Origin of the sequence: Halocatena halophila, from assembly GCA_027563145.1 — an archaeon.
Classification (GTDB): Archaea; Halobacteriota; Halobacteria; order Halobacteriales; family Haloarculaceae; genus Halocatena; species Halocatena halophila.
On record CP071309.1, the window covers coordinates 39077 to 51502 of the forward strand.

Sequence of the window (12426 nt, forward strand, 5' to 3'; positions counted from 1 at the left end):
ATCAACCCCCTATCGTCGTCTCCGGCACGACAACGAACTCGTCGCCGTCAGAGACAACCATCGGCTCGCTGCATTCGTGTTCGTCAGTCAAGACATACGATTCGTCGCGGTACACGGTCCAACTTTTCACTCCGTCAACTTTCCATCCGATAGCCTCTAACAACTCCTCCGGCGAGCTGCCAAAGTCTGCACGGACTCCAATGTCTTGGCCGTTGATTGTGATTATCAACGTCTCAGTGTCGGACTTGTCAGTCATCGATATCCTCCAGGTACTCCCCAGCGTCCGGAAGAGTTGGATCAGTCGGTTCGATCTCCGGGAAAAATTGGTTCAGGACGGCTTTTCCGGCATGACTGTTACACCACTCGATTGTTTCGTCATCAGCCATCTTCGTGCCCACGTCGATCACGGCGATGGGCCGGGCCACCGGAATAAAATCGCCTTGTTCCTCGTCAAACTTGCAGCGGTCGCCGAGTTTCTCGCCGTGAACGACGAACCGGTCGCCCGGTTCGCCTGACTCTGTCTCCTTCAGTTGATGGAAGACTGTGATGTATCGTGATGTCTCGTCGGATTCGTCAGTCAATGAAACGCACCTCCGTTCGGCCGCTATGCCCGTGAATCTCACGAGTTGCCTCAATACCATCTGGAGCCGGTTTAAACGCCACGCCGTTCGATGACGTAGCAAGGTCGTCGTTGCCGTCGTTTTGCCACTGCATGTGGACGGCTCCATCGGGATACTCCACGCCGACCGCAACAACGCCCGTTCCGGATGTCCCAGTATTGTCCTTGTGTCGAACGAGTTCGAAACGACGGATAGCGCATTTGGAACCGTCAGTCATTGTCATCCTCCAGTTCTCCAAGAATCCACGCTAAAACGTCGCAGTAGGAATGATATCGTCCCTTAGCGTAGTTCGAGCCTGCTCTGTCAGATTCTTCACACGCCTTTTGATATAGCGATTCATACTCGTCGCGTTCACTGCGAAGGAACTCCTTCAGCTGTTCGAGCTCGTCACTCGTCATCGTCGAAACACCTCGCGAAGCCGAGCTAAGAAATGCTCGTCGCAGAATCTCGTACTCGTGGGCGCTCCACCCGGACCATCTCCGGGATAGGCAGTCGTTATTACCCATTCTGCCTCATCTTGGCAAGGGATTGGATCTTTTTTCGGGCCGGGATAGTCTTGATGCGTGCACTCTAAATCACGCGTGTAGCGTTCGATCGTGCGCTGTGGTTCGCATTCATGGCCCTCGATTGACTCCGCGTCGATGTCGTTCGATGCATGACCACAGCAAGTCAACTCTCCAGTAATGGCGTGCTGGTGAGTTGCTGTACGGTCGCACAACGCACACTGCTGATTTTCCGTGGAGGGTTCAGCCATTGTTGAAATGCACCACCGGACAACGAGGGTTCTCGCACACCCACCATGGAGCGTGGTCGTCCATCTCAGATGATCGATCTTCGCAGTGTGGACACTGATCGAAGTCGGCCATCAGCACCAACACCTCCCTTCAGCCCATCGTGTGAGTCTGTTGTTCTTGACCTCTCTATCGTAGTCGTCGTACCCACTGTCTTTCTTCGGAGGAGCCAGATCCTCAGCCATGTCACGGGGAACATGCCACGACACCTGTCCAGTCGGCGTCTCGATCCAGACGATAGCCCATTCGTCTGGAGCGTCGGGATCTGGTTTCCAGCCGGACGGGGCGTGTGTCGCTTGAGCTAGCGCACACGCCAGCAAGTTCCGGTCCTCGTAGACCTCGTCGATCGCCTTCTCTTCAGTGTCATCGACACCACCCATCGCGTACTGATCTACAAGGACGTGAGTCTCCCCTTCATCTTGAGGATCATAGACAGTATCTATAATCCCTCCACCAATCGGATTGCCATCTGCGATAAGGACGGCTGCATAGCCTTCGTCGGATTCTGTGGGTACTTCACGACCCATATCTTCGTATGGCATTATAATAGTCCACGTCGTACCGGACCTCTCAATCTCCCACGGACCTGGCACGCGGAGGTAGCCGAACTCGCCTACGATCACAAACTCGTTGATAGAATCTGGCACATTAGTCATCGATATCACACTCTCTTGTTGGGGTCTCCCCCAAATAGACCGAGATTGCATCTCTCGTATTACAGTCGCACGAAAGGGTCCGTTCCTCATCATCCCAAACGCATTCTATACCACAGTCTGCACATGTTTCACCGTGCCAGTGAGAGGCATACGCTGTGGCTCTCTGGCTCATCGTCAGGCCACCTCCTCTGAATCCTCAACGACCTGATCAGGGGTCGTTGCCTTGTCGTCTACGTAGATATCGGCCGACCCTTTTTCACAGATCATTCCATGCCAGCGGACGCCCCACTCTGTGAGCTTCGCGGCCGTCTGTCCTGCCTCTGACCACGGACGGGCAGTCCAGATGATGATGGTGTGGCCGCTTCGATACTGTCGATTTACCCACTCGATCATATCTTTGTTCGGCAGTGTCGGTCTATCCGTAAAGTACGTCCCACCGTCCGCCGCCGATAGTGTTTTGTCGAAATCGACGGCGATGCGCTGATGACCCTCACTGTCGGACGTATCAGTCATAGTTCAGCCTCTGGGAGGTTCGGATACAGTTTGCTGATCTCCATCGGTTTTCGATACACTCCGAAGGTTCCATTTTTCGTCGACGCTGCCATGTCGGCGAGGTGAACGAGTTCCTCAAGAGATGTCTCGGGCTCGGGTCCCTCGTACCAGGGTCCCATGTGCGACGCGATCGCGTCGGCGACCCAATCATCCAGGTCACTATCATAGACGAGCGCTGCTGCCTGGAGATCGTGATCCTTCGCTGCTCGATCGCCATCCTCGTACGCGTCTCCGTACTTGCAGAGATCGTGGAGCAATACAGCTGCTCGACCAAGATCTCTCTCGTAGGATGAGATAGCCCCTTGCTCAAGATAGGAATCAACGAGACGCTCGTAAGCGGTCGCGACCATCAGCGTGTGAATCCAGAGACCGCGCTCGCCACAACAGAACGGATTGTGATGCTTGTACGAGCTCGCTGCTGGAGCGTGCCAGAAATAGTCAGGGACGTTTGACTGGATGACCTCTATCGTTGTCCAATAGATATCACCATCGTCGATAAGACGGAGTGGAGGTAATGCCCTGTCAACCTCGTCTCGTTTCTCCTGGACTCGCCTATGCAGTATCTGTGAGGAATTATTTGTCATTGTCCACCCTCGAATAGAGTGAGTCGAGTGTTCCGTACACGTCCTCAATGAACTTCGTAACGTCTGTGGGGATCTCTCGATCATCGATCCGCCCAAGGTGGCGCATCGCTCGATGCATGTGTTCGTACTGCTCTTGTGGAATTCTGTTGTCTGACTTGTCTTCATTCATAATATCACGCTTCAAACCATCTCATCAGCTTCTTGGAAAATTTCTGAGCCCTGTTCCGTAAGGCCGTAGATCCGACCTTTTTTGCGCTCATCGGGCACCAGAAGATCGATAATCTCCTTCTCCCGCAATTCCGACAGTGCACGAGAGACATGAGTCCTCTGAATTTCAGTATCCTCGCTAATCGTAGACGGAATTGCCGGTCGGTCTTCAAGTCTGTCCAAGATTTTCAACCGGTATTCTGACCGGATAACAAAACTAACTTTGTCCCAATCGGTCTCGCCGTCTGGCCGCTGTTCTGTTGCCATAATAGATGGGACGGGACTTGAACCCGCACGTTGCGATGCTCCACGGCGGCTGGCCGCAGCTCTACCACATCATCGACGCCGATTTTACCGAGGGCGTCACCCCGAACGCCGATGAGGCTTGTCACGCGGCAGGACGCTAGTCCCGACGCATAGCCTTGAGCTACCCATCTATTACCAGATAACGTCCGCATATAGATAAATATTTTCAGTGTATATTACGATGGCATCGTTATATACACAGACACAGATTCAAATTTGCACTGACGGCGACAAAGTTGGGGTATATGAAGACCGAATACGAAACCCCGACAATGAGACACCGGGGACTCCTAACGGAGAAAGATCGAGAATTCTTGCGCAATCTCGATCCAGACGAGCTTGACGAGCTCGACGAGGATACAATCAAAAAATTGCGAAACATTCGGTACAATTTCCGACAGCGGACAGAGAATACCGAAGAGGACATCGAAATCCTTCGAGAGGCCGGACAGGATGATCTTGTTGAGGAGTTCTACGCTGCTGTGGGGCGGTTCGAGAGACTAGAATCAAAGTTGTTCGAGCTCCAGGATCAACTTGAAGAGTGAACAGGTCGGAGGCACATATGATTTATACTATGCTGTAGTTGTCTAATAATATGTCATCTGCTTACCCTCAACGTCTTGATCCACCGATAGATCACTCCACCACATTTCCTCTGGAAACTATGACGAAAGGTCAACGAGACGTTTATCAACGGTTCATTACGGTGCGACGAGAAGATAGGTTCAATGTTCATCAGCCAATCTGGCTCGCACTTGTCCTCACACGAGATCGACCAGCAACACAGCTCTCAACCCTCGAAACACCTCCTAAATCAGATTTACCGGATGTTACCACGACAGAGCTTGTTGAGACGTTTGATCTCCAATACCAGCGACTCAGAGACGATTTAATTATCGCTTCACGAACACAGTGGCGACTCGACATGCTCCCAACATCTGATATAGAGGCGAATAACGCCTTTCACCGACGGTATGGTTGCATGTTTGGATATCCACGATCTGATGTTGAAAAATTCATAGAGAACGATACGGTCACTTGTGATTGGGAAGGATCATCCTCGCTGGACAGCTTCGATACAAAGGAACTTGCCTACACTACATTTGTTCCATACCAACCAGCTGATTCTGTCAATGGGATCGGACGGGCTATCACAGCGGGGAAAGAGAACCGACAAACAATAGCAGAATGTGCTGATCGATGGAATCTCCCAGCATTGGATTCTTACGCAAATCTGCTTTATTACGACGAACTCACTACGCTCACTCTTTTGTAAAATGGGCCGTCGCCGACCCGTCGTCAAGTTCCAACTATTTCAGCTATCCAGCCACGGAAACTAAATCGTCGTGGGGAGTGATCCCCGCTACTGGTTCATCAAACCGTGTTCATCTAAACTCTATAGACGCATCCGCAATCTCTGCACTTCTTTTCGGAGACTTCTTTGAACCCTCCAGTGGTTCGGTCGTATTTGTGCTTCTTCGTGTTGCTGCTCCCACAATCGGGGCAATCAGGACTGCTAAACAGTCCCATCGATACCTCCGCCGGCGACAGCTTTATTGCTGTCAGATGTGTGGTTACACATAGCGATCTAGTTGTGAAACTCTCGTTCGGCGTGCCAGCGCCGGATGGGATTTCGTGCCTGTGTCACATCCTGATGAACGGAGAGTTTCACAATCCATTTTACCTCATGATATCATATAATAGTTGCTGTGAAATTATGGCTGCGTATCGGTAATAGTTCCAGGTATGTCCCGTGAGTTAGGATAGTGTTATTCTATCTCAACTCACGGGGCCATTGATTATTTACTCACCAAAATTTGGGAGGTAGCACTGGTCTCTGTCGGATTCATATTTCGTGCTTCACCTACGGCGGGCTGGTGCACCAAACCAGTGTATATTATTGGCGTAAAACGAAGTGATTGCCAAATTACCCTAATTCTGCTGTTTTCAGAAGGCTCGAAGGCTGTACACACTAATTAACCATCCATAAACCACATGCCACGATATGGATTTGACTGGCTCACTCAGTCTGATGCAACACGGGCTACAGTCCCCAACCGGCACTTTTTATCCTCTTCTGGAAGCTCAATTATTGCATCGGGACCAATGAGATCTGACTGGCTGACCAGCCTCACTTCATAATCAGCTAATTCAATTCTATTTTCTTCCTCGATCTGGTTAGGATAAATGTCGAAATCCGCAGACCAAGTGTCGCCAGAATTATCCACATTCGAGACTTCTCCTTTCAAAACTGAATGCTCCTCCATCATCCCAGAGTGATCCATATCCTCTAGTGGAACAATCACCCCCCGTGTAAATTCCAGCTCAATCCCCTCTCCCTTCTCGTCGGCAGAAGTCAATCCCTCATACGTCGATTTGGCCTCTTCTTCAAAATCACGGTGATATGAATCAGGCCACTCGATATTCAACAGAGTCGCAATTCTGTCATATTCAGTTGTTGGTGGTCCACTCATGCTTTTCATTCGTTTCGGTACGGCGAATTTGGGAGGATATTTCCACTCAACCCGACCATCTATAAATCCCCCAACCAAATCTCCTACAGTTTGTAATTCTGCCGAGAAATTCCTTGTTTTATCTTCTGGAAGCTCAAGACGATCAATCTCATCGTCCTCAAACGCAAGATGGTTGACTAGCCCCCCTTCGTCAATACCATCGACCCAATCCACGTTTGCACGAACGCTTCGAATATCGGGTTGATCACTCTTATCATGATCTTCTGTTGGAAGACCACACGGCCAACCAATTGATTGGTCGAATTCTAATTTGACAGATTTACCCTCAGCAATCTGCAATCGGCGAAGTATCACCTCCGTTGGTAATACATACGTCATTAACGGATCACCTGTTTCAATATATCCATGCTACCACTTCGAACCCCATAGCCATAAAAGATACAACCCACTTCTGCACAAAAAGAATGTCCTTCTATTATTGCTTTATAGTTCGGCAACTACTTGCTGACCAGTTTGAGAGCCACCGGACCGTCGGAAACGATTTCGTCGTTGGACCCGAGTTCTACGACTTCGTTCGAGACATCAAACGAACTTCCGTTTTCGCGCCGAATCCGCGCTATACCGTCGATTTTGATTTTTGTCGTCATTGTTGTGTAGATGTATTCAGCGGGCTGTCCTATTTCGGATTCTTCGGCTCGACGTCGCTTAACGAGATCTCGTCGTCCGATTCTTGAGAGATCGTGCTTCTTTCTGGCTCGATCGAGAGAATATCGACGTGCTCCAACTCCATTGAACTTCCATCTGCACACTTGACCGTCGCTCGCACACCAGGTTCATCCCTGCCAGTCGGTGAGATAGACGATACTTCGCGGACACCTGTGAGATACTCGACGGAAACGCCAGGCGGCGGTCCTCTATGCTCCGGAGCGACCTCATGCATTTCGCGGTGGTGCTCTTGACGCTCGAATGCAGTCAGCTGGTGGTCCAGGTGATACTGCCGGTATTCTACTACCTGTGTGTTGTTATCTCCAAGAATTGCGATCGAGAGATCTCTGTCTGCGTACTCTGACCCCAGAGTAATTCTCCCGCGACCATCGGCTTCTCTTTCGAGTATATCCGTCGGCGAGATATCTATATTCATTGTCTCTTTCGACAGCTGATTGCTGCCTATTACCCACAAATACCCATACAAATATAAGTGTTGCCCATGAATACCCACATTATTCACTTCTAACAGACCTATCCTACTACGGTAATTGCATCCAGGTAGCGCCCATATGTTTTATATGGCCGGGAGCAGTGCTACGAGCTAAGAACAGACTTCCAACTACCCGATTAGCAAACCCAAAATTGGGTTTCTCAAACGTGCAGACAACACGTCTGAGGGTTTCCCGCTGGTGAAAGCATGCCGGAGCGCGGTACCGGACTAGCCGAGTAATCGAACTAGCCGACAACCGAACGCCGCGAACACCACGACGCCGCGACCACGTGACCGATAACGGCCCCGCGACCACACACCACCGACAATGAAAGATAACAACACCGGAGTTAAAAACTCCACCGACAACGACGAATCGTACATAACTGTCCCAGAAGACAAGTTCTACCAGCTGATAGAGGAGGTAAAAGATCTTCAGAAGCGTGTTGGCCGAGTCGAAGACACCGAAGAAGAGAACAAGAGACTTCGCGAGCGTGTTGAGGATCTAGAGCAGGAGAATGACGAACTCCGCGACCAGGTCCCCGATAACGATCTAATCAAAGATCTCGTCAGTAAGACCAACCGGATTACGGACCTCGAAGAGGAGATAGAGGAGAAGGCTAACGGTAAGCAGGTCGAGGCCCACCACAAGAAGCTCAAGCACATCCAGGACACGCTCGATGATCTTAGACAGGACATCCTGAGCGGCGACAACAGCGACACCACGGAAACGGACGCTCCCGACCACCACTCACCACGAACACCGATAGAAAGACTCCTGGAGGACCCTAAGTCGTCTGGTGTCCGGATCACGAAGTCGGTCGACCGGGCGCTAACCATTCTCGGCTACTTCCCACAGTGGTCGAAGAAATCCGTAGGTGGACGGGTGATCGCACCCTCCGAAACGAACTTGCTGGACCTGATGAACACAGCTCGGTCGGAGTCACTGAGCTGGAAACAGATTCATCGCGCGTGTGCGAAGCTCGAGGATCTCTCGAATGGGATCGTTGAGTGGGTCAAGGACCAGGACGCTGGTCGGTGTCTGCGAGTTAAGGACGAGAGCTTCCTGACAAACGTCGTCAGCGGTTGAGGGTGTCCCCCTCGTCAGCGGCTCCCCAATCGGGTCCAAATGATCTAGGAAGCTAAACACGATCCGCTCGCGATGCTTGCTGAGGTGGGGTGTTCTAGTGACTACTAAAGGGAAACGACCCGTTTTTTACAATATAGTTTTTTGTAAAAAACGAGTCGGCAGCTCGCACACCTCCGAAGCCACTGACGACGAGTGTCAGTGGCTGGGTGGTGCTGGTCAGATACTATCCGCGAACATTCTGTTTGATATGATTTTAGTGAAACAATTATATGATATCATGAGATAAAATGGACTGTGAGACTCTCCGTTCATCAGGATGTGACACGGATACGAAATCCCATCCGGCGTTGCAGCGCCGAACGAGAGTTTCACAACTAGATCGCTATGTGTAATCACACATCTGACAGCAATAAAGCTGTCGCCGGCGGAGGTATCGATGGGTAGAACCTGTACGAACTGCGGAAGCAGTGACACTAAAATCCTCTCACCTAAGGAGGAACGCGGCGGCTTCGAATACCCCGGCAAGGGGAAATGCCACGACTGTGGTGAAAAATTCGAATTCTGAGCCGTCAATCTGACGAACACGGTCTGATGACACTGTAGCGGGGATCACTCCCCATGACGACTTAGCCGACCGTGGCTGCCAGCGAAGAGTGAGATGACAATTGACGACAGGTCGGCGACGACCAATTTTTACGAGTGGACAAGAACCTTCGTACGCGTGTCCTGATGAACCCAATCAGCGTATGCACTGAGTGCTGGGAAGTCCCATCTCTCTGCATAGTCGACGATGATTTCGTAGTTGTATTTCCCGTTCCGGATAAAGCGTTCATACTCCTCGATCGAGCTCGGTCGTCCCTGGGGGACGAACTTCGTGTAAGCAACCTCCTCGGCAGAAAAGACCCCATCAGCGACGTGCTCCCAGGGCATTATACGGTCGGAACTGTCTGTCAGAAATTTCTCCACGTCTTCTTTGGGATAACCGAAGAAACAGCCAAGACGTCGGTGGTAGGTATCAGAAAAGTCATCCCGTGGCGGAAGGAGATCGAGCCGCCACGAAGTCCGGGCTACGGTGATGGTGTTCTCTGTCCATTGCTGATACGGTAAATCGAATGCCGTAGCGAGCTGCTCTGGGGTGAGTGAACTGGAAGAAAACGCAGAGATTTCAGTGGCGGGTCGGTGTTTTGAGAGAACGAGGGCAAGCCATAACGGTTCACACACATTCAGGAGATCCTCATGTCGCTCAGAGAGGAATTGTTTAAAGATACTGCGCTGCTCGGTCGTCAACGATTCGAGCGGGAATGAGAGCCGTTGTGAAGTGGATACAGGAGTTTCGTCTTCCAGGTCCGCATTGATTCCTGGGGGATCGTCGACAAGCTGCCACGGAGTGTTCGCGATGTGCTTTTCAGTGAGGGCTTCAGTCGCGAGCGCGACACGATACGATTCAGTCGGTGAAGGAACACGCCGCTCGAGTGTACTGTGATCTTCCCAGGCAATCCCCATCCCACTAAGGCCGTCCTGGACCCGTTCTTTTGCCGCCATGACGGCCTCCCAGGTGCGTCCCTCGATCACGATGTGAAGACCTCCGACTTCCGCGATCTCCATCTCCTCGGGAACACCACTCGGTGACCGAATGGTCACCTCGACATCCTCTGCCTGACGTTCTAGTGTCTGTCCGAACGCCTCTCCGAATGTGTCTGCTTTGGCTGTTCCTACACTCATTATACGGTCGTATGAGTGATTGATAGAAAAATTTAGTGCAACATATTATCATCTAGTATTGAGGTGATATTTTCTGATTCTAATAGTTGTATTGGTTTACCAGCTCACAGTATTCTCTAGGTATCGCTCAGAAACTACAAAATGAGTGCGCGGGGTGAACGCACTCCTCAACTGGCATGAATTCATTCACCTCTGTGATTATTAGACGTTGCGGTCGGTACGATCATCGAACTCAAATATCTATTTCTCCGTTCAAATAGGCCAGCAATATCTCCCCGTGACAGGTGTCATAAGGTTCCTCGGTCTGGGTGATCGGCTCACTCACACACCAGCAGGCTAACGTCTCGCCGCGCAACTCTTCGACGGCCTGCTGAAACTCCGGATCGGTACGAATCTTATCTTTGAACCACTCTCGATACGCCTCGACGCAGCCCTCACGCGAATATTCGCCACCATCTTTTTTCATCCGGAACGGATTCCCGAACTGTGTTGATCGGTCGATCATCCGCACCCCTTCACGCCCGTGTTCGCTCACGTTCACCAGTTCCGTCTGCACGACATCGCCGGTGAGTGTTGCCTGATACCCACCGGATAAAGTCGTCTGCCGGGACTTTGACTTGTCATCCTTCATTTCTGTCCCTCGGATTCGTCAGAGGACATCGTCGTTCGGCACCTCCTCGATTTGGAATTCCTGCCTCTCGTGCATGCCGTCCGTGACGATCTCCTTACCGTCAAGGTAGTCCGCGAGTGCTCGATCGGTGAGGTAGCCGACTACTTCCTCGTCCTTCTTGATTAGATAGGCAGTCATTGTTGTCTCCGTCTTGTGGATATATCAGTCATCGTCCTTCACCTTTGCCTGCAGTTCGAACTCTGCACCGCACTCATCGCATACTGCTGTAGCAGCGCTTGAGGGTGACCACTCACCGTAAAACGTCGTCGTGCTCCAGAAGTGCTCGTATCCACAGACAGGACACTCCTGATCGCTTAACGGTGACACTGCGGAACTACCATCTTCGTGTCGAGTGATCCCAATCGGAATCTCTTCCTCACTCATCTCTTGGGTCCTCCACGAGCTCGTACAGTCCGGTATCCATAAGATTCTGCGCGTGATCGTGATCAACGAACCGCGCGAGGCGATCTCGCACGTACCCCCGTGAATATTCCTGTCCTTCCTCTACGAGACGGTTCGTACAGTACACTGGCGTCACGCGGCCTTCATTAAGGTAGTCGAGTAGTGTACGGTCCACGTCACGCAGATCGTCGGAATTCAACATGCGCGCTAGTTCTTTTCCAGGCATACATGGCTTACTATGTAAGCTCCCAATGTAAGGATTGTGTTGTAGGCTTTCGTTGTAGGCCTACAACGTAATCTTTATAATATTGGAGAATAGACTATGGAGTAGGAAGCAACGAGCCATTCCGTAAAATGGCCGGCTGCTGAAGACAGCCGACCGGTGCTTCCAAACCAAGTGAAAGCATGTCGAAAACAGTATCCAACCCCAGTAAGGCTGACGAATCGAACGAACCGAACCGGCGAAACAACCACGGTGAACCGATCTGCGACGAGTGTGGACTCACGGTCGTTGATCGAGAGAACAGCGATTTCGGCGATGGATGTCTCTGTCAGGGATGCCAGGCAGCTTACCGTCGTGAACTTGAGCTCGAATTCGGCTCGAAGATTCTCACGGACGGCGGGCAACAAGAACATGACACCGAAAACGATGACGCATCGGTCGAACTATCCCGCGATGGCACGGCAGGATTGAAACATGCATTGAATCGGCATGAGGAATACGAGATTTCAAGGCAGTATGTCCCGAGTGGCAACCGGCAGCTGAATCCAGAACACCGCGAGATAGCGGTCGAAGCTCTACGGGACGCAGAGAGCCACTACGCCAGTCTCATAGGAAAATCGACGCTGTTTGATCCAGACGATAACAATGTGACTCTCGGATGGATCCGGGCAGCGCTTGACGATTTGGACGTTGACTATGAGGACACCGTCACGGACGGGGGCATTGTCACGGACGATATCGATGTGCCGGCCTTCATCGAGGGTGCCTTCGAACGAGCAGAGAGATTCGAACGAATCTATGCTGATGAGAATACGGAGGTGTGGCGGTAGACAGGTTTTTGCTGACTGGACTGTAGCCCGAACCCTCCGTCTTCTTGCGGATATCTGTGTGCATTAGGTGGCTACATTAGGTAGATGAATGGATTAGGTAG

20 protein-coding genes are annotated in these 12426 nt (G+C 51.3%); 3 read left to right on the forward strand and 17 right to left on the reverse strand.

What is annotated here, in order from left to right; all coding sequences use genetic code 11:
* Position 1: 1 nt before the first annotated feature.
* From JXQ78_RS18440 to JXQ78_RS18485, 10 genes are all read right to left on the reverse strand, one after another.
* Positions 2-256: a hypothetical protein gene (locus JXQ78_RS18440; RefSeq protein ID WP_330633750.1), complete on the reverse strand. Its 255-nt coding sequence runs from the start codon at positions 254-256 to the stop codon at positions 2-4.
* Entirely contained in the window at positions 249-581 is a 333-nt protein-coding gene (locus tag JXQ78_RS18445; protein ID WP_330633751.1) for a hypothetical protein, read from the reverse strand. Before JXQ78_RS18445 ends, JXQ78_RS18440 begins: the two co-directional genes overlap by 8 nt.
* Positions 574-837 carry a hypothetical protein gene (locus JXQ78_RS18450; RefSeq protein ID WP_330633752.1) on the reverse strand — a complete coding sequence of 88 codons (264 nt, stop codon included), beginning with the start codon at positions 835-837 and terminating at the stop codon, positions 574-576. The genes JXQ78_RS18445 and JXQ78_RS18450 overlap by 8 nt, the downstream gene beginning before the upstream one ends.
* The gene (locus tag JXQ78_RS18455; RefSeq protein ID WP_330633753.1) at positions 830-1018 is read right to left on the reverse strand and encodes a hypothetical protein; all 189 of its coding nucleotides are present in this window, start codon (positions 1016-1018) and stop codon (positions 830-832) included. Before JXQ78_RS18455 ends, JXQ78_RS18450 begins: the two co-directional genes overlap by 8 nt.
* A complete protein-coding gene (locus JXQ78_RS18460) occupies positions 1015-1374 on the reverse strand; it encodes a hypothetical protein (RefSeq protein ID WP_330633754.1) in 360 nt (119 codons plus the stop codon). The genes JXQ78_RS18455 and JXQ78_RS18460 overlap by 4 nt, the downstream gene beginning before the upstream one ends.
* 111 nt (positions 1375-1485) lie before the next feature.
* Complete coding sequence (locus tag JXQ78_RS18465) at positions 1486-1953, reverse strand: WDGH domain-containing protein (protein ID WP_330633755.1); 468 nt, start codon at positions 1951-1953, stop codon at positions 1486-1488.
* A 288-nt stretch (positions 1954-2241) separates the two neighbouring features.
* The gene (locus tag JXQ78_RS18470; protein WP_330633756.1) at positions 2242-2580 is read right to left on the reverse strand and encodes a hypothetical protein; all 339 of its coding nucleotides are present in this window, start codon (positions 2578-2580) and stop codon (positions 2242-2244) included.
* On the reverse strand, positions 2577-3203 hold the full coding sequence (locus JXQ78_RS18475; RefSeq protein WP_330633757.1) for an HD domain-containing protein: 627 nt from the start codon (positions 3201-3203) through the stop codon (positions 2577-2579). Before JXQ78_RS18475 ends, JXQ78_RS18470 begins: the two co-directional genes overlap by 4 nt.
* Positions 3193-3372, reverse strand: a complete 180-nt coding sequence (locus JXQ78_RS18480) for a hypothetical protein (RefSeq protein WP_330633758.1) — start codon at positions 3370-3372, stop codon at positions 3193-3195. The genes JXQ78_RS18475 and JXQ78_RS18480 overlap by 11 nt, the downstream gene beginning before the upstream one ends.
* A gap of 11 nt (positions 3373-3383) precedes the next feature.
* The gene (locus JXQ78_RS18485; RefSeq protein WP_330633643.1) at positions 3384-3677 is read right to left on the reverse strand and encodes a winged helix-turn-helix domain-containing protein; all 294 of its coding nucleotides are present in this window, start codon (positions 3675-3677) and stop codon (positions 3384-3386) included.
* Between the two features lie 311 nt (positions 3678-3988).
* Between JXQ78_RS18485 and JXQ78_RS18490 the strand changes: the two genes are divergently transcribed.
* Positions 3989-4261: a hypothetical protein gene (locus JXQ78_RS18490; RefSeq protein ID WP_330633644.1), complete on the forward strand. Its 273-nt coding sequence runs from the start codon at positions 3989-3991 to the stop codon at positions 4259-4261.
* A gap of 1479 nt (positions 4262-5740) precedes the next feature.
* On the opposite strand, the gene JXQ78_RS18495 is transcribed toward JXQ78_RS18490, so the two are convergent.
* Both JXQ78_RS18495 and JXQ78_RS18500 read right to left on the reverse strand, forming a co-directional pair.
* A complete protein-coding gene (locus JXQ78_RS18495) occupies positions 5741-6568 on the reverse strand; it encodes a hypothetical protein (RefSeq protein ID WP_330633645.1) in 828 nt (275 codons plus the stop codon).
* Between the two features lie 298 nt (positions 6569-6866).
* Complete coding sequence (locus tag JXQ78_RS18500) at positions 6867-7331, reverse strand: hypothetical protein (protein ID WP_330633646.1); 465 nt, start codon at positions 7329-7331, stop codon at positions 6867-6869.
* Between the two features lie 385 nt (positions 7332-7716).
* On the opposite strand from JXQ78_RS18500, the gene JXQ78_RS18505 reads away from it, so the two are divergent.
* Positions 7717-8478, forward strand: coding sequence for a hypothetical protein (locus JXQ78_RS18505; RefSeq protein ID WP_330633647.1), 762 nt, complete (start codon positions 7717-7719; stop codon positions 8476-8478).
* Positions 8479-9171: 693 nt separating this feature from the next.
* Here JXQ78_RS18505 and JXQ78_RS18510 read toward each other — a convergent pair.
* From JXQ78_RS18510 to JXQ78_RS18530, 5 genes are all read right to left on the reverse strand, one after another.
* A complete protein-coding gene (locus JXQ78_RS18510) occupies positions 9172-10200 on the reverse strand; it encodes a hypothetical protein (protein WP_330633648.1) in 1029 nt (342 codons plus the stop codon).
* Positions 10201-10432: 232 nt separating this feature from the next.
* Positions 10433-10831: a DUF4326 domain-containing protein gene (locus JXQ78_RS18515; protein ID WP_330633649.1), complete on the reverse strand. Its 399-nt coding sequence runs from the start codon at positions 10829-10831 to the stop codon at positions 10433-10435.
* Between the two features lie 18 nt (positions 10832-10849).
* Positions 10850-11008, reverse strand: coding sequence for a hypothetical protein (locus JXQ78_RS18520; RefSeq protein ID WP_330633650.1), 159 nt, complete (start codon positions 11006-11008; stop codon positions 10850-10852).
* A 24-nt stretch (positions 11009-11032) separates the two neighbouring features.
* Positions 11033-11254: a hypothetical protein gene (locus JXQ78_RS18525; RefSeq protein ID WP_330633651.1), complete on the reverse strand. Its 222-nt coding sequence runs from the start codon at positions 11252-11254 to the stop codon at positions 11033-11035.
* A complete protein-coding gene (locus tag JXQ78_RS18530; protein ID WP_330633652.1) occupies positions 11247-11498 on the reverse strand; it encodes a hypothetical protein in 252 nt (83 codons plus the stop codon). Before JXQ78_RS18530 ends, JXQ78_RS18525 begins: the two co-directional genes overlap by 8 nt.
* Positions 11499-11677: 179 nt before the next feature.
* Here JXQ78_RS18530 and JXQ78_RS18535 point away from each other — a divergent pair, with 179 nt between their 5' ends.
* Positions 11678-12325, forward strand: coding sequence for a hypothetical protein (locus JXQ78_RS18535; RefSeq protein WP_330633653.1), 648 nt, complete (start codon positions 11678-11680; stop codon positions 12323-12325).
* Positions 12326-12426 lie beyond the last annotated feature (101 nt).